Below are 19766 nucleotides of genomic sequence, written 5' to 3' on the forward strand. Positions count from 1 at the left end.
AGAAAGCCTGCACACATTTGACATACTCTATTACATTCGGAATTACTTGATTTACAGCATTCTGCGGCAACTTTAGTAATACTAAGAACGTGTCCTAGAGATAGCCAAGGAGCTAACCATGAAACTGTTCAATTTAGTATGTGCAACCTCGCTTCTGATCGCAGGTACCGCATCTGCTGCAGACTTTGTTGCTGCGGATAATAGTAAAGCGACTAAAGTTTGTATGTCGGTAGTCAAAGACAATAAGATTCACTTGTTCCACACCATTAAAGAGAACCACCTAAAAAAACGTGTTGTAGAAGAAAAACTACATTGCAATGATATGCCAGTCGGCAAATTTGCAGCAACCTACGGGTTTAATAAAGCTGCTGACTTCCTTGGTGTAGACAGTAAAGTAGAAACCAGTATTAAAGACATCGCTAAACTAGATAAAAAGACCATTTTTGTCTCAGGATCTAAGTAGTCATGTCGACATATTTGTAAACAAGAAAGCAAGGCGTAGCAATCCCTGACTGCGCCTTTTTCTCAGCTTAGCTACACAACTGTAGCCAATAACCCAAATAGACCACCAAAGACGCCTCCCCACACAACTAACCAACCCAAGTGAGTCTTAATCATATTTTGTACAATCTCCTTTACCATTTTCGGCGTTAGTTCATTGAGTCGATCATCCACCGCTTTTTCAATGGTTTGATGTAAATCATCACCGAGTAGACCGTTACTGAGCGACTCACTAATTGCAGCATCAAACTCAGGCTGTTCACCGAGCTCAACTATTGCTAATCGCATTTTCTCAATAAATGGCTCTCGCAGCGGTTGTACAGCTTCAGTCCCACCAAACATCTGCAGCATCGCACCAAATTGCGACGCTTCAATGACACTTAACAAACGGTCAAACGCTGGATTTAAATCGACTTTATTGGCTATCGGCGCCAAGTCAAACTTCGGATGCTCCTTGCCGAGAAATTTTTCTAGTTTTTCTCTACTAAAGAACTCGCTCAAAATGAGCTCTCGAATCGACGCTTTAAAGGATTCGAACTTAAGCGTAATAATCCCTGAACCATAGAGGAAAGGCACTTTCTCAAATAACATATGTACCGCTAACCAATTCGTCAGTGCACCAGATAATGCAAACAATCCAACCGAAAACATCACGTCGTTTTCTAGTGCGAAGCCAGTACCTGTTAGCAGTACCGCGAGTAAATTGGTGATGATATTTTTATTCAATGTACTTCCCTTGGATAAAATGACAGACGCGATATTTTATTTTTTTTAGAAAAAGGCCTCAAGTATTTGTGATCTTGAGAATTTCAACCATATTTTAGAGTAAGTGAATATGTTGGATCTAACTTATGTGGAACAAAGTCAACCAACAAATCTCAGAATCTCTCCATGACGCTTTTGAGTTTACTTCAAAACAAACCTTAAAAAGTTATGGGTCTAAAAAACTTTATAAGATTGCAGACGATACCCATCAATTTTTGGTCAAAGTAGCTCCTATTCAGGCTTTAGAGCGATTTGAATGTGAAGCATCTAATCGTGAAAAGCTCATTCGCGACTCTGATTTCCTCGTGGCCGATACAATTACCCTAGGTACGAGTGTTGAGTTCTGCTTTATTGTGCTGGAATGGTTAGAACTAGATCATCGCAATGAAAACTGGCTTGAGTGCGGTCAAAGCCTTGCTAAAATGCACCAACGTCATGAACAGGAAATGTACGGCCTAGAAGAAGATAATTATATTCATGAGCTGCCGCAACCAAATCAATGGCACAAAAAATGGGAAGTTTTTTTTGCAGAGGAAAGAATCGGTTGGCAACTGCAACTGCTTGCTGAAAAAGGGATTATCCTCACTGATATTGATACATTTGTGGAGCAGCTTAAGCCACTCCTTCCGCACCAAGTTCAACCGTCCTTGGTTCACGGTAATTTTTGGCATGGTAACATTGGCTTTAGCCATCAAAAACCCGTGCTATTTTCCCCAGCTTGCTATTATGGTGATAGAGAAGTTGATATTGCGATGGCTTCGTTATTCGCTCCGCTACCAGATGACTTCTATCGTGGTTACGAGTCTATCTATCCACTCGCAGAAAATGCACCTGAGCGATTAGACATTTATCGCTTATATCCTCTCTTAGTGCAAGCAAACTTGTTTGCTGGCAAGTACATACGGGACGCGGCTGAACAAGTGCAAGCCCTGCTCAAATAACTGCCATATTTTCGTCACAATGCGCTATAGTTAAAGGGTATTTAGTTTGGCCAATTCAGGTGGAGGGCCAATGAAAAACCTATATCAACAACGTATTGAATGTCCTCATTGTGGACATCATATTTTTGTCAATCTTGATACAAGTGAAGGCGATCAGGACTACTACGAAGACTGTGCTGCTTGTTGCAATCCAATACACCTAAATATGCACTTAGACCAACTGCACAATAAGCTTGAGCTTAGGGTTGATAGCGACGACGAACAAGTGTTTTAACCAAAGAAGAAGTAATATAGATAAAGGGCAGCTCATTTGCGAGCTGCTTATCATGTTGGCGCAACCTCAGCCTGTACTTTTTGTATCTCAGGATAGACGTAAAGGGTATTACTCGGGCAAAGTACTAGCTGTGCTTCAATAAAGTTTGCTTCTTCATGTAGTTTTCCACGGTATTAATAATCGTGTAGGTTTGTTGGTCAACCTCTATATTTACAGTATCTCCCACGCACATCGTACCTAAATTGGTAAGTGCTAGCGTTTCAGGTATTAGGTGTAACCAAAATCCGGAATGATCAAGCTCCCCCACAGTCAGACTCGCACCGTTCACCGCGATAAAGCCTTTATACATAACATATTTATGCCAGGCTTCTGGCAAGGCTATATGCATCCTACAGTTGCCTTCGTTGCGATGTATTTCACTGATCTTCGCGCTTGTTTGAATATGGCCTGAAATTATATGTCCGCCGAGTTCTGTCCCAAACGTCATTGAGCGTTCAAAGTTAACTTGCGACCCTCTTTGTACTTCACCTAGATTAGTGAGTCTCAATGTTTCATCAATCACATCAAAGCAAACTTGCCCTACCACATCATTTTCTGGCTGTTCGAAGTGCACCACCGTTAGGCAGCATCCATTAATTGCAATGCTCGCACCCAAGGTCAGCTTATCGAGGTATTCAGCACCAACAGAAATAACTAATTTTAAAATATTATCGACCTGCTTCGCCGACACCACCGTCGCTTTTGTTTGAACAATTCCTGTAAACATATCTACCCTCTTAATTTATCCTTGAGATTGTAGCGAAATCGCACTAAGAGATGTACTTAATTTGTATAGAATATCCAACTAGATAAAAATAGTTGCGACTGCTAGCCGCAAAATTTTGCTAAAAACAAAGCACTAAAATAAACTAACGCTTTTACGCCTTAAGTAGTATCTCACCATGAATTTTTCAACTTGGGAAGCCAGACGCTTGCTTCAACTTGCGATCCCCGTTTTTCTCGCTCAAGTTACGTTAGTCTTAATGACCGTCGTTGATACGATGATGGCAGGTCAAGTCAGTGCTGAGGACTTAGCTGCTCTTTCTATTGCTACGGGTGTTTGGAACCCTTTGATTTTTAGTTTACAAGGGATCTTACTTGCACTTACGAGTATTGTTGCGCATTGCCATGGTGCTAATGACACTGCAGGGATCAAACGATTTTTCCAGCAAAGCTTGTATCTTGCTTTAGCGCTTTTTACCGTTGGTTTGGTTTTAGCGAACTTTACTTCTATGGTTTTTTCAAATATCGGGGCAAGTGAGAATGTTCAGACCCTCGCTCAAGGCTATATTGATTTTGTAAAATGGGGTCTATTGGGCTTTTTGATCTTTACGGTATACCGCAATGTCACCGAAGGGGTTGGCCAAACAAAGCCTGCTTTTTACATCAGTATTGTTGGTCTTTGTATCAATGTCGTTGCTAACTATATTTTCATCTATGGTAAATTTGGCGCGCCAGCGCTTGGTAGTGCGGGCTGTGGCCTAGCTACATCTATCGTACTTTGGTCAATGGCAATTGCACAGTGGGTGTATAGCTTGAAGAGTAAACACATAGATGGAAAGGCCCTCATCAGCGGTTTTACCAAGCCAAGTCTATCTATGATGAAATATGTTGCTGCACTTGGCTTTCCAATTGCATTGGCAACCTTCTTTGAAGTTACGCTATTTGCTTGTATTCCTTTATTTATTGCAGATCTAGGTCCTATTTCCGTATCTGGTCACCAAATTGCTGCCAGCGTCACTACTATGCTGTTTATGATGCCATTGAGTTTGTCGATGGCTATTGCAATACGGATCGGCAATCTAACTGGACAAGGAGCCTTAGACCAACTTAAACTTTCAGTGAATACCGCGTTTCTTTTGGCCACCTTAATTGCACTATTTGTAGCACTCATTACGTATATAGGAAGAGATCAGATTGTTTGGCTCTATACAAACAATACTGAAGTAGCCGCTCTTGCAACCAGCATTATGGTGCTGGCTTGTTTGTATCAATTACCCGATGCATTACAAGTCTCAGCAAATGGTGTGTTAAGGGGGCTCAAATATACTAAACCAATATCTTGGGTTACCTTTGTATCATATTGGCTAATTGGGTTTTCATTAGGCTATGTATTAGCAAAGACCGATTTAATAACGCCTGCAATGGGCCCTCAAGGCTTTTGGATTGGTATTATTATTGGCTTGAGTACGGCGGCAGTATTATTGGTGACATGCGTAAACAAACGGGTGAAATTTGAGATTAATCAAGCGAATAGCTAGTACGCTATTACTTTTTACTTTGGCCGGCTGCAGCAAGCAGCCGAGCGATATTGCTGTTGAATATCAACAACGTTTGGCGAGCGCCACTGACATAGAGGTGGTACACACAGCACTACTTTACAATCCGGAGGTTCAAAAAGTGCCATTGCCGACAAGTGAGCTAACTATCTCTATGTTAGACATCGCGACCGCTGGACACTGCAAAGTCACAAATCTCATCGCTGCGCACAATAATCAATTAGGGAAAGTAAGTTACCCAAGCGAGCGCTTGAAATACACCATCTTATTTATTCAGCAAGCGCCTCACTGCATTCAGCACCCAAAAACGAGCGATGAGCTGAAACAAACGTTAACTCAAGCCGCACAGGAAAAGAAACAGCAGCTTTCACGTTACTTGCTTCATATGATGACATTTGAAAGAGAGTTGGCAAGTTTGAGCTTGTTAATCGCTGAAGAAGTACCACTGGAGCTGCCAGCAGCCCACAGCAACATGCTAGAGGCAGTTAACGAGCTCGCAGAGCTGGCAATAAACATGGATACGCCAGAAAATCTCAACCCTGCCACACTCACACCCGCTTTAAAGGTGCTTTCTCAGCGATTTATCTCATCTTTAGTGACGAGCGTTCGTAAACAGACTCAACTGAATAATGCGACTACAAGCCAATTACAAAAACTTAGGCAAAGAGATGACATTTGCAAAAGTGGCAAAAATAAAAAGCAGGCACAGATCATAAACAATATCTTCAACAAATATTATTTATCCGTTCTTCAGCCTTATCAGGCGATGCTCTCTCTTTCTATGGAAGAGTTGATCACGGCCTGGCAACCTATCCACCTGTTGTATCAAAATAATAACCTTGCCGATCCGCTCACGCTTCAACAACACTTGGATAACCTTAAAGATTCTGCGAAAGCACACGTAAAATGGTGGCAAAAATTTTACGAGCTGTGTGAAATCCCTCCAGTATGAACAAAAAAAAGGCAAACAATCAAAAAATTACTGAAAGCCGCTTGATCCGTTAGCTGAGTCACTATATATTACAACGCGTTGACAGGCACAGACCTGAAAACAATTAATAAGAAAATGTTATTGTACGACCGTAGCTCAGTTGGTTAGAGCACTACCTTGACATGGTAGGGGTCGGTGGTTCGAATCCACTCGGTCGTACCAAATCTTATAATACAACCGTAGCTCAGTTGGTTAGAGCACTACCTTGACATGGTAGGGGTCGGTGGTTCGAATCCACTCGGTTGTACCAACCTTAGATCTAATTCAAATAAAGAAAAAGCACTACCTACTCTCTATAACCCGCGCCAAAGGTCGATAATTCGGATCCACTCGGTTGTACCCCTCCTCAATATTTACTATCTAGTTAAATCCAAGAAGAAAAAGCATTACCTACCCTCTATAACCCGCGCCAAGAGTCGATAATTCGGATCCACTCGGTTGTACCAACCTTAGATCTAATTCAAATAAAGAAAAAGCACTACCTACTCTCTATAACCCGCGCCAAGAGTCGATAATTCGGATCCACTCGGTTGTATCCCGTCAAAAGTTATCTATACCTAGAAGTAACACCTTTCGCTATTTCTTATCAGCCAAGAAAAAAGTTGAGAATTCAAATGTTAGTGCTTTTAATGGGGTCTACTGTGAACTTCTTTGTCATTCCTTGACTCGCTGGAGATACAAGGCGGTAACCCAGCTTTTCATAAAAAGCAGGCTCGTCCGCAATCATTGAAACATAAGAGCCCGGCAAAACATTTGCTGCTAAGTAACCATCAATATATTCCATTACTGTACGCCCTAATCCCTGCCCTTGATAAAGTGGATTGACGGCAACATCGACAACTTCAAAATTGCAACCTCCGTCTCCAACCACACGGCCCATTGCCACAAGTTGTTTGTTATGTCGAATTGCGATCCCGTATAATGAGTTAGGTAGTCCCCTTGTGGCTGCTTCTAGAGATTTTGCAGATAATCCAGCGGCTATTCGCAAATCACAATATTCCTCTGGGCAAGGTACTTTCTCTTCAATTTTGAACGTCAAAATATTCACTCCTCGAATCACTAAGAAGTGATAGAATAGCAACTGTATAAATAAACAGTCAACTAACTCTAACTATCACCTTCCCGAGATTCTGGTTGTGTTCGAGAATATCGTGGGCTTGCTCAATTTCATCCCAATATAACTCCTTATATATTGGTATCTTCATTGTCTGATCCGGCAGGTCCGAGCCAAACTCATTCAGAAAACCTTTCACTAATTCCCTTTTATAATCCAAAGAACGATTTCTCAACGTACTTCCGTGCAAGTTAAACCTTTTCGCGAGTAACTTGGCAAAGTCTAGTTCTGTATATCTTCCGCCTAGCATAGCGAGCAGCACACAGTGACAATCCATTGCTGCAACTCTTAGGTTCGCTCTGAGGTATTCACCACCAACTGGATCAAGAATGACATTTGCTTTCAAACCCAGTTTTTTCATTTCTTCAGCAAAATCACAGTCTAAATAATTAATAGTGTGATCTGCACCCAGAGACTTTGCGTACTCGGCCTTTTCCTTGCTACTTTGGGTAGTAATGACCGTTGCACCTAGCCTTTTTGCAATCCTTATGGCAGCACTGCCAACACCCGAAGCTCCGCCATGGCACAGTAAAATCCCATTAGAATTTAGCTGCCCTGTTCGTACAATCGCATCATAGGCCGTAAGATATACTTCAGCTAAGCCTGCCGCATAGCTCAACGACAAGCCTTCGGTTAACGGCATGAGTAATTCACTTTGTGCAACCACGTACTCAGCATAGCCACCGCCAGAGGTTAAACAGAACACTTGATCACCAAGTAAATGTTCAAGCTCAGGAGACACCACTTGAACTACCGTTCCAGACACTTCCAGACCCAAAATCTCACTATCGCCTTCTGGCGCAGGATATTTCCCCTGTTTTTGCAAAATGTCTGCTCTATTAACCCCAAATGCATGCACTTTGATTAGCACTTGCTTTGCACTCAATGCTGGTGTTTCGGTATATTGGATTTGAAGCTGAGAAGATGCGTGACTGATATAACGCATCTTCTTTGGGATCACTGAACTTTTTTCCATACTTCCTTCTCGACGAACTTACCATCTTCATACAGTTCATGATGCCATAAATTACCATCAATCTTGTAGCTGAATGACATCGTTCGACCGAGTAAAGTAGTAACATTTCCATATTCATAAGTTTCGATAAATCTATCTCCCTCTATTTTGTAACTCCCCCCACCAGCGTATTTAAACTTTCCTTCGCTTTGCGTAATGTAGCTGTGGTGAGCCTCAGTAATTAACTTTATCGACGTCAAGCTCGGCGCTTTCGCTGATACAATGCCATCTGTGGTGGCATATTTTCCCTCAACAAACTCCCAAGTACCTAAAAGTGGGTTTGCCAAAGCAACAGGACTCAATAACAATAAACTAAGTGCGGTGACTTTCATCTTATTTCCTTTTAACGTTGTTTTATTCAGTTTTACATAATCATCCAACGAGGTCAGTTGAGATAATCTCAATATCAAGAATGAAATGATGCGTTCTCAGGTCTATTTACGAAGTAACCCTTGTAGAGAAAATAATGAAATTATTAATGCTAATACTGTCGTTCAATTTAATTGTCGCTACACAGGCAACCGAAATTGAAATCGAATATAAGGGCTGGATAAGTAGCAGTGATAGACAACATGTAGAAACTTGGCTAGAACGCGGTGTTGAAGCAACAGAGTCTTCCTTGGGAGCACTGCAACAGCAAACACTTCCATTTATTATTGAACCGAGCTTATTCGCATCTGAGCCAGTGCCATGGGGCACGGTTCAGCGTGGCAAACCCGATGCTATTCTACTCCAAATCAAACGATTTACCTCAAGCCGAGTGCTGATTAAAGATTGGACCTTGTACCATGAAATTGCTCACCTTTATCATCCTTTGCTTGACCACACAGATTTCTGGCTTGCAGAAGGACTTGCTACCTATTTACAAAATGTCATTATGCTAGAGAACGATATTTTTAATGTTGGAGAGTTTCGTACAAGATTAATCTCAGGGCTCAGCCGAGGCGCAAAAAATACGCTAATGAATAAAGGGGCACTTAAAAGAGTGAGCGAACATATGTGGTCATTAAACGCGCAGCAAAGAGTCTATTGGAGTGGGGTTGCATTCTTTATAGAAGCAGAAATTGCACTACAGGATATGGACAATAAGAATACTATCAGAACGCTTATTTCCTCATTTCAGCAGTGCTGTAAAGGCAGTGTAATATCGGGAGACAGAAACAGTGGACGTTTATTTATTGCAAGCCTAGATAAACTATCCAAAACTACCATATTTTCCAATCTATATGCTAACTATAAGCAGCGGAAGGATTTCCCTAACTTAAGTAAGACTCAAATCTATAGTCTGCAGCCATTAAGATAAAGTGTTTTATAGCATCCTTGAACGACCACTCTATCCGCTATAAATATTTATAAGGCGTAGAAAACTAAGCTTGTTTGGTTTGCTGCTTTTCTGACTCAATAGCGGCTGTCATTGCGCCAAGTAATTCAGTTAGCTGCACTTCCACACACTCGAGTTGTTTATTCTTCAGCTTAACATCCAACTCGTTTGCGATTTTATGAATATCAATACAATCAAACATCGCAGCAGTGCCTTTAATCGCGTGAACTGTTTTTGCTAACGCATCGTAATCCTGATACTTAGCTTGATTCTTGATCTGAATGATTTGCTCATGCAGCCCAGAAATATACTGTTGCTTTAACTGATAAAACTCGGCTTCAGGCAGATCAACTTCCTCATCGACTTGGATATCCAAATAATAGGCTATTTTTTGACTGAATACGACTCTATCGATAGGTTTTGCGAGATGATCACTAAATCCAAGTTTTAAATAACGCTCAATTTCATGCTGCATGGTGTTGGCAGTTAATGCAATCACAGGTGTGCTACAGCCAGTGGCCTGAATAAAGCTAAACGCCTGCTCACCATCCATTACCGGCATTTGAATATCCATTAATATCAAATCGAAATCACCATCTAGTACCGCCTGTACCGCTAGCTGACCATTTTCAACCGCCGTCACAGATAAGCCCATACGCTCTAAAATACGCTTAATAAGCTTACTATTGTCTGTGTTATCTTCAGCTAATAACACTTCACCTTTAAGCTCTTGATTTATTTCATCAGGTATTGTGCCTTGTTCACGAACATCGCCAATTTGAGCGAGACTTTGCACCCACTTTGTTTTCTCGGTGGTATATAGGCCAACAGTAAGAGTAAAGGCAGTACCTGAACCTACCTCACTTTCTACCGAAATATCACCATCTAACTTCCTCGCTAAGCTTTTGGAAATATTTAGTCCAAGCCCTGTCCCACCATATTTCCTTGATGTGGAAGAGTCGGCTTGATAAAACGCACTGAATAATTCTTTTTGCTCATCCGCTGTCATTCCTATCCCGGTATCTCGTACCGTGATCATAAGGCGCTCGTTTTGACACGCCACATCAATCGAGATTTTACCAACCGTCGTGAACTTCATTGCGTTAGATGTGAGATTTAGTAATATCTGCCGCAATCGAGTGGGATCAATAACCACAAAATCAGGCAGTGGAAAGTGATAATTCAATGCAAACTCAAGCCCTTTATCTCTAATTTGCTTACCCAATAACGAATCGACATGCGCAATTGCTTGAAAAAGGTTTGACTCCACCAACTCAACTTCTAGTTTATTAGCCTCAATTTTAGACATATCCAAAATGTCATTAATTAGTCCAAGTACATGGCGCGAGTTTTGTAAAATAACGGAGATTGCGTGATTACGCTCATGCGGCTTAATATCTCCGAGCATAATGCCATCGGCATAACCAATAATTGACGTCATTGGTGTTCTTATTTCATGGCTCATGTTTGCCAAAAATCGACTTTTTGCCTCACTAGCATCTCTAAGCTCTGAGGCCACCTGCTCTAACTCATAAGTACGTTTTAACACCTTTGCTTCAAGGTTTTTGTTTAGTTCTATATTTTCTTCACTGGTAATTCTAAATTTGTCCGCAACCGCGAAAGCCAACAGTAATGCATCAAGCGCAGTACCTATTAAACCGTAAAGATATAAGTTACTCGACGATTCTGGCAGCAAACTTAAGTTAGTTAAATTGCCCACCATATTGGGGATCGCCATTGCGATATATGCCATCACAAAATAGCGAGCTGGCTTAAAGCCCTCAACCCAGCGCTTAATACCGACAAATAGTCCGAAACAGAGCGCTAATCCCGTTACCAATGTTGCCCAAATAAAGCCAAAACCTGGGAAAAGAATACAAAACGGTAGTCCAAGCGCTGCTATCACTCCGAGCCAGATAGAAATCGACACATAGTTTGGATGAACATCCTTGAGTTTTAAAAGATGGATATAAAATAACGCGTTGGTTAATGGCGCAAGCGCAAAACCTAACCAATGTAAGTTTGCAGAGTAAAACCCGAATAGCTCGTCGGGAATATGAAAGAAATGGCTCCACGCAAATACCCACACGCAAGTAAATAATGCGTAATAAAAATGAGTGATATCTTTAGAGCCGATGTAGATTAATAAGTTATAAAGCCCAAGAACAATGCCTACACCAAAACAAAGCGTCATGATAAGGTTTTCATAGACCACCTCCTGCTGAAAGTCTCTCAGAGGCTCAATGGTCAACTTTACAGGGGTGTAAAAGAAATCACTCTCGAAGAGCGTAACGATATAATAATCTTGGTTTGGTTCTAACGTGACTTGGTTACCATAATGAAATGCAAATTCATTTTCGACCTTGCCCCCTGAAAAAACTCGCAAGACCGTCTCTGGTGTATATATCCTCGACTCAATTTTGCTCAATACCGTATTGTATGGATAGAGCACAAATTCATTCAACGGCGTCTCATTTCTGACTTTAGTCACCAAGAAATAACGACCAGAAAACAGCGCTCTCTTCTTTAGTGGCGCATGAATAGATTCCCATGCACTCAACTCATCCCAGCTTTGAGGAAACCTTGTACTGGAACTTGCCTCATAAGCCTTTCCAACGTGATGTAAATTTTGATATTGCCAAGGCTGCGTCAATTTCAACACAGTCTGATCTGCATAGGCGAAACTAGAAAACAGAATTATGCTGAAAATGATCAGTAATAAACGCATTCTAGCCAGTTACCCTAGTAAAGTTACCTGTGGTTCGGTATTTTATCTGCAAGTTTTCTACCCCCAAGTCAGGTGACTTATCTCTATATAGTGCTCAAACAAAATCAAAAGCGATATGTTACATCCATGCCTATCCTTCTTCCCTCACCTTTAAAGTCTTCCAACATTCCCAAAAAGCTACTTAGGTCAAACTTAAGATGGCTATACTCTTTATCTAAAAGATTTTTACCCCAAATACCTAACTGCCAGTCTCTATACTCCACCTGTAGATTGGCATTCCAAAGCATATAACTGGGCTGCTTAGCATAGGGAGATTCGTTTTGGTCAAAGTAATATTCGCTTTGATAATCAAATGCTATTCTACTTTTTATACTAACTTCATCCCAATTAAATGCATAATTTATTTGTCCAGAGATATTCCATTCGGATGTAAACGGTAAGCGGTTGTCGGTCAATACAACACCAACTGGATCAATAAATTCCTCAAAGTTTGCTTCAGGTATATACCCTATATCCAAGCTTATCTGAGTTTGCTCCGATAGATACCAAGTGTTTTCTATCTCAGCACCATAGATTTTTGACTTACCTACGTTTTCAAGTAACTGATAAGGCGGTGCTCCAGGTACTTCTGAAGCCTGATTCATAAATACCTGTTGGTCTTTATAATCATAGTAAAAAGCGGCCAAATTTGTACGAAGTTTAAGCTCATTAAATAACAGCTTTGCTCCTATTTCATGAGCGATTAATTCTTCGGGGCCATAACTTGCCTGTATCGCGGCATCCTTCGAAATAAGGAAGCCACCGTTATAGCCGCCGCTTTTTACACCATTAGATAAACTATAATAAACGCTTTTATCCGGTTTAACTTTATGGATAACTGACACTTTTCCAGACAAATTACTATCGGATTCTTTTCCCTCAATGTCGTAGGCAGGGACTAAAATGCCAGCGAGGTTATCTCCAAACGGTACATTTAGGTAAGAGAAAGAGTCATAATTCACCTTTTCATCGCTGTACCTTACTCCTACAAGTACATCAGTATGTTCACTGATTTCATATTCATATTGACCAAACAAAGCCATTGATTTTACTTTGATATCATTGTCATAGAAAAAGGTTGCCGCACTTGCCCCATTAGGGGTTCCTCTAAAATCACGTAATAAATCATTGAAATTATCTTGGTAAATACGCTCTTCTAGTTGAAATAAGCCTAGCGTTAGAAAGCCGGTTTCCATACTTTGCTCAAACCTAAGCTCATTCACCAGCTTTTCATTTTTAAGCCCTAACTCACCTTCACATAATGAAAATGGACTTCCATCACAATTAAATCCATGTATCCTATCTAAGCGATTGAAAGCTCCTAGATAAATAAGTTGAGACCGATCATCCAGTGCATACGCGACCTCTGTTGTAACGCCTTTGCTTATACTGTGATGTTTTTGATAATTATTGACCCGCACAGCCCAAAAATCGTCACTGCCAATATTAAAGCCAAGCGCATCAACGCAGTTGCTAGTGCCCGCTTGCGCTGGAGAACATAATGAACCATCCAAAGGGTTTGAGAATAATCCGATATTCCCGACCGGCTGAACCAGTCCATTCCAATGACCATAATCTAATTTCACAAAAACACTGAACTTATCAAACTCGCCAAAATAACTTAGTCGAACATCATTTTGTTCCATATACGCCTCAGGAGCGTCAGGCTGTAAGTTATACGTTGTGTACTCATAGTTATTGTGGCTTGCGGCAAGTCGCACCGCGCTATTTTGATCTAGGCTATAGTTGAGCATCGTACGTGCCCTTGTTAAAGAATCCGAACCGACCCCCACACTGACAGAAGCAAAATTACCATCTGTTGGGCGCGCCGTGCGCACTAAAATTGCCCCCCCAGTGGTATTTCTACCAAAAAGTGTACCTTGTGGACCTTTCAATACTTCTACTTGCTCAACATCAAACAAGTTAATGATTTGATTATTCGCAGACCCAACAGATATACCATCTAAATACACCCCAACCGGAGAAGTGTTGGCCGTATTGTAATCGACAAGTCCGACACCTCGAATGCTGACCGCTGGAGGCGTGCCCTCAGCTGCATTTTGACTGATTTTTACATTCGCAACTAAACGACCCAGTTCGGTCGTATCTTTCAGTGCCGCGTCAGTGATGACTTGTCCGGATATGGGCTTAATAGCGATAGCAACATCATTAATAGATTGCTTTCTTTTTTGGGCGTATACCTCAATGACTTCGATTTCTTCTTCGACTTGTGCTGACGTTTCCATCGAAACTACTGAGAGTAATGTTAGTGTTATCGTATTTAACAGCACATTTGGATGTGGCATAGTTTGAATCCCGAGCTATATCATGCAATTGCACTATCAGTATAGCTGAATTAAAAAGACCCCCAAACAAATGAACCCGATTACCTTTTTAAGGTTCAAGTTATCGTTCATAACGCATACAAATTATACCAAAGTGGGATTTAAGCCCTGCAAATTGCAAGGCTTGAAATGTAGTTGAACTACTCAGTCAGTATGACTAACTACTCAACGGTTAAAGGGCTCAAACCCTGATTCTCCACTAATGCTTTGAGGATATCCGGTGATAGCTCTACTCGTTTGCATGCCAGCCATCACAGCAGCTTCAACACAACCTGCATTGACACCGGTTTTAATCCAATCTCCGGTAATGTAGAGGTTTTCGAAGATGCTGCCGTCCGTAGGCAGTCGAAATTGACTGCTATCAACAACACTTAACACATAACGCTCACTGGGGTCGACATTCACCCTCCAATACTGAGTATTGAACCTAACTTCGCCTTCCTTATTATCAACATCAAACAATACGTTCCAATCGAAGTCGTCACCATGATAAGCCTCTGGCCACAGTGGCTGCATCTGTAATCTAAGCTTTTGCAATGCGTTTTCTTTTACCTGAGCTTTCATGCGTTCAGGAAACTCATGATCGCTCGGAGGTGGATAATCTACGCAGGTAAAAGCACTACAAAAGTAGGCAATGTTCTTAGGCTGAGTATTTGGCCAATCTTCAACCTCAAGTAAATTAGACATCGCAGCCCAAGTATCAAAGGGTTGAGAAAATGCGCTTAATATTGGTGGCTCATTACTGCCAGAAGGGTCGTGAAAACCCAGTTCATTGTCAGTTTTAGTGAGCCACAACTGTAAAGCTTGAGTCGCAACAGTTTTGACCTTTTCGGCTTGCAACTTTAAGTTGTTATCTTTAGCCAATAATTGCTGACAAAGTGGCTCAAGACCTGCCACTGAGATCCCAAAAATCACTAAATCAAAATCAGTACCTTTATTTAGTGTTTTTCTCGGTAACCTCTGTCCAAATGCTTGTTGGTAAACCGTCTCCCAATTAGACCAGTAAGACTCTAGGTTAATCTCATGTTCTTTAAGTAGTGCCGCTTGCTGCGGGTCAATTTGCTGCCACAGTGGAAAGCTTGGCCAGCATGGCAAGTCTTTGACTAATTCCAGAGGCTCGTAACATTGCGATTCCTTTAGTTTAACCTGTTGAATTAATTGAATACTATCAACATAATGACCATCATCATCCTGTGCACAATGTAACGATTCAACCTGATGAAAAAACGCAAACTTAACGCCTCGATGTTTAAGCAGCTCATAGATAGGAGAGAAAATAATATCTCCCATCCCCGCTTGCATTTTCCACATCACGCCACCGCGATAACACAGCATAATCCGAAGCATAGCCAAAGCCGAAACTCCCGCTTCGACATTCGGCTTTTTAAAATCACCGTCCTCATAGCCAAAAACGAGGTCATAAAAGCCGCGGACAGGCGCAGACTCCACAGACAGCGATTCATTTGCGCCATTGCGCTTGAGCCACTGTTTAAAATCGTACCGATCAAGATAGCCAAAACCTCGTGAATAGACTTTATCACGGAGCATGCCTATGGTCATCGCAACACCTAAATCTATACATATATACAGACGTCTAATGATAGGGTTGTCATCAATTAAGTCGTTTACTTCAGACTGCAACCAGCGCCTAATTTTTCGAACCATATACCAAACAACTAAGTGATCTTTCTTATTTTCTAAACGATGATCAGCTTCACGCACCGTTAAAAAATTACTGAGTTGCGTTATTAACAGCTTTGGTGTGGATACAACCTCTTGAACATGGTTCTCTGCGTCATCAAATAAGGTCTTGGCTTTTTCTTCTACGCTATCAAAAAAGCTTTTAACTTCCTGCCCCAAGTGAGCAAGCAGCGTTTTATCTCTGTCTTTTTTAGTTTTGAGTTGTGTGGATTTGTGCGTTTTCTCAACTTCACATTCCAAATCATCAACCCACTTGTGTAGCCAAGCCGCAAGTAATTTTAAAATCTGCCAAAAATGTAAATCGAGTGTGCCATTAGCTGGGTTACCTGGGATCTCAGGAAAATCTACTGACCAAGTTTGCCACTGCTGGTCGATATATTCTTGTAAGACGACCAAACTATGCGGTTTTAGTGCTTGTTGCCAAGTGTGAATGGGGATATCACTTGAACGCTCAAGCTTATTATAAACTGTCTCAATTGCCCTAAAAGAATTGACATAGGCACCAAACCAAACGTGGAGACCATGCTCCTCTATACGTTCGCCGTATTCAGCATTACGACCACTCGCCCCTTTGCCTCCCAAACGCCAGCCTTGCTGATAAACGGTAATATCGTAGCGCTCTTGCCAATCTTCTTGTTCAGTCATGTATACCGCAGCTGTCATCGCCGAAACGCCGCCGCCAAGTATTGCTACTTTTTGTTTACTCATAAGTCTTCCTTTTTCTAACGTGTTGACGAACAACACCTAAAGCCACATAGGAAGACAACTAAACATGCAAATATCGCTTTAGTAAAAAATCGTGTTTGTTATGCCACAAATACACTAACGATGGAGGTTAGCCATACTCTGAGCACTGGAAACAATTTCTTCGACTCCAGCCTGATCGAAGTCCATCTTCACAAAGTAAGGTAGTTTGATCTCGCTTTTGCCTAATGGAATGCCAAACATTTTATCGAGTGGAAACGCATCCATTCGTTGTAGGTTCAGACTTAAGTCATCTTTGATAAAACCAATTTTGTGAATTTTCTTCACCTCAGAAGGGGAATGTACCACTGCCGAATATACAGACTTCTCGGCATGGCCATCTGGGAACTGCTTAAATAGTATTTGATCCATTTGCGGGTGGGTAAAACCCGATAAGAACTGCTTAAGAAATTGGCTATCGACATCTAAATCAGACACTGAATCTTTGAAAAGCTCAGCAATTTCTTCACCCACTTCCAACACTTCTTTTAGCCATGACTCCCCGTCATCCTCAGGTTCAATGGATAACAATTCATGCCATGCCATTTTCACGTTGGGATCAAATTCCTTAAAGGTCTCCAGAGAGAGGGAAAAGTTCAGTGGATCGCCAAAGCTTTCAGGCATTTCGTAGCGACATAAATATTTGTTGTAGCCCCATATTTCTCGACCATTTATCAGTGCGTTAATGTTGTTGACAGAGATAAACGCAGGATACCAATACAGATGCTCTGCTTTTAACGTTTCGAGATTGACTTGCAGAATTGGCAACCAGACGATGACATCGGTTTCTTGCATATATCCATAGTTACTAAATGGCGGCACTTTTGACGCGATATTTTCAATATCTGTAAATGTCAATAAGCACCAATCGGTTAGGGCCCTGAATACAAATTCACTACTAGAAACCGAATTAAGCGTTTTATCAACATAGGTTTGGATTGTTGATTTTTTTCCTTTGACAAAAAAGCCATACATTTGTGCATTTAGCATTCTGCATGGAGGTTTGGCGATCGGATTACTATAAAAATGTTGATAATCAGGCAACTCGGGATACATCTCTCACTCCTTAAAGTATGATAAGTTAGTGTTTAGTGTAGTTCGCTCAAGCCGCTTTTGCGTATGTCGTTATGAAAACTCCGCCTCTCGTTGCACAACCTCGATATAGTTACGTGCCTCTCGCTGGCAAAAATACTGATAATGCGAGTATGCGTACTCATCATAGTTACCCGAAAGCATGTTCATAAAACCGTGTAAATATCGCGTCCGGACACAATCCAGCCCTTTTTTATCTTTTAACTGCTCTATAACGGGCTCAACGTCAAAATGAGATTCAACTTGAGCAAAGAAGATAGACACATCGCAACTAGGCTTAATATTCAGATGGTTACGTATTTGGCTAGGATAAAATGCAATAAGCTGCTCAACAGAGTGAGAGGCACCTTGTTCGGACAATGCAACCCACGCAGCAGCTCCGCCTGCACTAAACCCAATAATAAGTTTTGGTTTGTATTCAGAAATCGCTGCTGATACTTTGTCAGCATATAAACGATGACCACATTGCGCCAAAAACAAATCATAACAATCCGACTCAGAGACACTGTTTGGTTCTTCTATAAATGGTGAAAGCACCTGCACGTCACTTCCAAGCGATTTAGCAAAACGATCAATATGATCCGTATAACCGAAAATATCGGTAACGATTAATATAGCCATCGGTTTTCCTTATTAATAATTTATAGTTATTGGCTTGTATGACTTTCCTTGCCATGCGGCCTTATCTACTTATATTTGGGTTAACGCGCTGCAATCAAACTCTATATTCAATCGCTTAACTACGCTTAACTAGCACACTTTTACCCAAAACTAAAACCTCTTTTAAAGCTAGCATACCGCCAACCTCTGTAAACATTAAATACAAATTAAATAAACATTAATTTAATCATCAATATCGCAATCAATGCTAAGCTTATTGTAAGTTCAGCAAGAGTGACCCAATTTGATCAAAATCATCTTACTCCTCTTCATTACCTTTCAATCCAGTTTTGTATTTGCAAAACAAATAACTTGGATTGCGATAGACTTCGCGCCTTATTATATCCTTTCTGACGATTTGGAGGGACAAGGACGGGACGAGTTATTGATAAAACTCATCCAACAACAGATGCCTGACTACACCTTCAATTATAAAGTGTTCCCCGCATCGAGGGCGATACATGAGCTCTCTAATTTCAACAACCAATATTGTATGATCTCCCTCTATAAAACACCCGAGCGGCAAAGACATATCGCTTTTAGTGATGAGTATTCTACCATTGGATTGTCAACCTCTGCCGCACTAAGGAAAGATGTCGCACAGTCGCTTGGCATTACCAACAGCGCAATTGATTTGGAAACGCTTGTAACTGAGCACGGGCTAACCGTAGGTGTGGCGGCAAATCGGTCGTTTGGTCATGAAATTGATGCGTTATTGGCGAGTTTGCCTACCAAGCAAGTGCTTGTAAGACCAGGAAGAGATACATTAGAGAGTTTGACTATCATGCTACTTAAAAAAAGAGTCGATGTGATACTTGGATACCCAAGTGAACACCACTACCACAAATTGCATGTTGATAAGCAAGATGAATTGACACAAGTCAGATTGAGTATCGCCTCGCAGATAACTGCTGGATATGCAGGCTGTAATAACAATGCGATTGGTAAGGAACAGATAGCAGTAATTAGCGAAGCGTTAAAGCAAGCCCACAAAAACGAGCAGTTCAGATTAGCTATGGCTCGTTGGTTACCAGAGCAATTTCAACCACAGCTAGCTAGTATTTTTAAAAACTAACTTTCTAAAACTGATATTGCGTTTGAAAAGTGGACCCCTCCTAGAATATAAAGCGCAGCACCACGTATTTAACCTGAGGTTTGGATAAGGAATGTTCCAACTCATTGTTGCTAAAGCACAACTTAGTTTTTTCCTTGTCTAG

Annotated in this window: 17 protein-coding genes and 2 tRNA genes; 9 read left to right on the forward strand and 10 right to left on the reverse strand. The window is 41.2% G+C overall.

Going from position 1 to position 19766, the window contains the following annotated elements; translation table 11 throughout:
* Positions 1 to 118 precede the first annotated feature (118 nt).
* Complete coding sequence (locus tag NO992_RS05480) at positions 119 to 463, forward strand: DUF3718 domain-containing protein (RefSeq protein WP_010371580.1); 345 nt, start codon at positions 119 to 121, stop codon at positions 461 to 463.
* Positions 464 to 534: 71 nt separating this feature from the next.
* Here NO992_RS05480 and NO992_RS05485 read toward each other — a convergent pair whose 3' ends face one another.
* A complete protein-coding gene (locus NO992_RS05485) occupies positions 535 to 1227 on the reverse strand; it encodes a hypothetical protein (RefSeq protein WP_017218679.1) in 693 nt (230 codons plus the stop codon).
* A gap of 125 nt (positions 1228 to 1352) precedes the next feature.
* Between NO992_RS05485 and NO992_RS05490 the strand changes: the two genes are divergently transcribed.
* Together NO992_RS05490 and NO992_RS05495 are read left to right on the forward strand one after the other, a co-directional pair.
* Positions 1353 to 2207, forward strand: a complete 855-nt coding sequence (locus NO992_RS05490; protein ID WP_017218678.1) for a fructosamine kinase family protein — start codon at positions 1353 to 1355, stop codon at positions 2205 to 2207.
* A gap of 70 nt (positions 2208 to 2277) precedes the next feature.
* Entirely contained in the window at positions 2278 to 2481 is a 204-nt protein-coding gene (locus NO992_RS05495; RefSeq protein WP_010604612.1) for a CPXCG motif-containing cysteine-rich protein, read from the forward strand.
* 124 nt (positions 2482 to 2605) lie between these two features.
* Here the strand turns inward: NO992_RS05495 and NO992_RS05500 are convergent, their stop codons facing one another.
* Positions 2606 to 3247 carry a riboflavin synthase gene (locus NO992_RS05500; protein WP_017218676.1) on the reverse strand — a complete coding sequence of 214 codons (642 nt, stop codon included), beginning with the start codon at positions 3245 to 3247 and terminating at the stop codon, positions 2606 to 2608.
* A gap of 175 nt (positions 3248 to 3422) precedes the next feature.
* Between NO992_RS05500 and NO992_RS05505 the strand changes: the two genes are divergently transcribed.
* The 4 genes from NO992_RS05505 to NO992_RS05520 all read left to right on the forward strand — a co-directional run bounded on the left by NO992_RS05505 (position 3423) and on the right by NO992_RS05520 (position 6040).
* A complete protein-coding gene (locus NO992_RS05505) occupies positions 3423 to 4781 on the forward strand; it encodes an MATE family efflux transporter (protein WP_010371587.1) in 1359 nt (452 codons plus the stop codon).
* Complete coding sequence (locus NO992_RS05510; RefSeq protein WP_371375023.1) at positions 4756 to 5751, forward strand: DUF3080 family protein; 996 nt, start codon at positions 4756 to 4758, stop codon at positions 5749 to 5751. Before NO992_RS05505 ends, NO992_RS05510 begins: the two co-directional genes overlap by 26 nt.
* 124 nt (positions 5752 to 5875) lie before the next feature.
* Positions 5876 to 5952: transfer RNA gene (locus NO992_RS05515), tRNA-Val, on the forward strand.
* Between the two features lie 11 nt (positions 5953 to 5963).
* Positions 5964 to 6040: transfer RNA gene (locus NO992_RS05520), tRNA-Val, on the forward strand.
* 360 nt (positions 6041 to 6400) lie between these two features.
* On the opposite strand, the gene NO992_RS05525 is transcribed toward NO992_RS05520, so the two are convergent.
* From NO992_RS05525 to NO992_RS05535, 3 genes are read right to left on the reverse strand one after another with little or no spacing between them, the layout of a single operon-like run.
* On the reverse strand, positions 6401 to 6829 hold the full coding sequence (locus tag NO992_RS05525) for a GNAT family N-acetyltransferase (RefSeq protein ID WP_010371592.1): 429 nt from the start codon (positions 6827 to 6829) through the stop codon (positions 6401 to 6403).
* A 58-nt stretch (positions 6830 to 6887) separates the two neighbouring features.
* Positions 6888 to 7880 carry an NAD(P)H-quinone oxidoreductase gene (locus NO992_RS05530; protein WP_371375026.1) on the reverse strand — a complete coding sequence of 331 codons (993 nt, stop codon included), beginning with the start codon at positions 7878 to 7880 and terminating at the stop codon, positions 6888 to 6890.
* Positions 7862 to 8251 carry a hypothetical protein gene (locus NO992_RS05535; protein WP_010371595.1) on the reverse strand — a complete coding sequence of 130 codons (390 nt, stop codon included), beginning with the start codon at positions 8249 to 8251 and terminating at the stop codon, positions 7862 to 7864. The genes NO992_RS05530 and NO992_RS05535 overlap by 19 nt, the downstream gene beginning before the upstream one ends.
* A gap of 134 nt (positions 8252 to 8385) precedes the next feature.
* Here NO992_RS05535 and NO992_RS05540 point away from each other — a divergent pair, with 134 nt between their 5' ends.
* On the forward strand, positions 8386 to 9222 hold the full coding sequence (locus NO992_RS05540) for a hypothetical protein (RefSeq protein ID WP_371375029.1): 837 nt from the start codon (positions 8386 to 8388) through the stop codon (positions 9220 to 9222).
* 64 nt (positions 9223 to 9286) lie between these two features.
* Here NO992_RS05540 and NO992_RS05545 read toward each other — a convergent pair whose 3' ends face one another.
* From NO992_RS05545 to NO992_RS05565, 5 genes are all read right to left on the reverse strand, one after another.
* The gene (locus NO992_RS05545; protein WP_010371600.1) at positions 9287 to 11968 is read right to left on the reverse strand and encodes an ATP-binding protein; all 2682 of its coding nucleotides are present in this window, start codon (positions 11966 to 11968) and stop codon (positions 9287 to 9289) included.
* 104 nt (positions 11969 to 12072) lie between these two features.
* Positions 12073 to 14313 (reverse strand): TonB-dependent receptor, encoded by a 2241-nt coding sequence (locus tag NO992_RS05550; RefSeq protein WP_371375032.1) that lies wholly within the window; start codon positions 14311 to 14313, stop codon positions 12073 to 12075.
* Positions 14314 to 14517: 204 nt separating this feature from the next.
* Positions 14518 to 16761, reverse strand: coding sequence for an NAD(P)-binding protein (locus NO992_RS05555; RefSeq protein WP_371375035.1), 2244 nt, complete (start codon positions 16759 to 16761; stop codon positions 14518 to 14520).
* Between the two features lie 114 nt (positions 16762 to 16875).
* The gene (locus NO992_RS05560) at positions 16876 to 17853 is read right to left on the reverse strand and encodes an acetoacetate decarboxylase (RefSeq protein ID WP_371375038.1); all 978 of its coding nucleotides are present in this window, start codon (positions 17851 to 17853) and stop codon (positions 16876 to 16878) included.
* A 69-nt stretch (positions 17854 to 17922) separates the two neighbouring features.
* The gene (locus NO992_RS05565; protein ID WP_010371605.1) at positions 17923 to 18510 is read right to left on the reverse strand and encodes a dienelactone hydrolase family protein; all 588 of its coding nucleotides are present in this window, start codon (positions 18508 to 18510) and stop codon (positions 17923 to 17925) included.
* Between the two features lie 283 nt (positions 18511 to 18793).
* On the opposite strand from NO992_RS05565, the gene NO992_RS05570 reads away from it, so the two are divergent.
* Positions 18794 to 19624 (forward strand): transporter substrate-binding domain-containing protein, encoded by an 831-nt coding sequence (locus tag NO992_RS05570; protein ID WP_371375041.1) that lies wholly within the window; start codon positions 18794 to 18796, stop codon positions 19622 to 19624.
* The last annotated feature ends 142 nt before the right edge of the window (positions 19625 to 19766 follow it).

This window comes from Pseudoalteromonas sp. DY56-GL79 (assembly GCF_041414765.1).
Classification (GTDB): domain Bacteria; phylum Pseudomonadota; class Gammaproteobacteria; order Enterobacterales; family Alteromonadaceae; genus Pseudoalteromonas; species Pseudoalteromonas piscicida.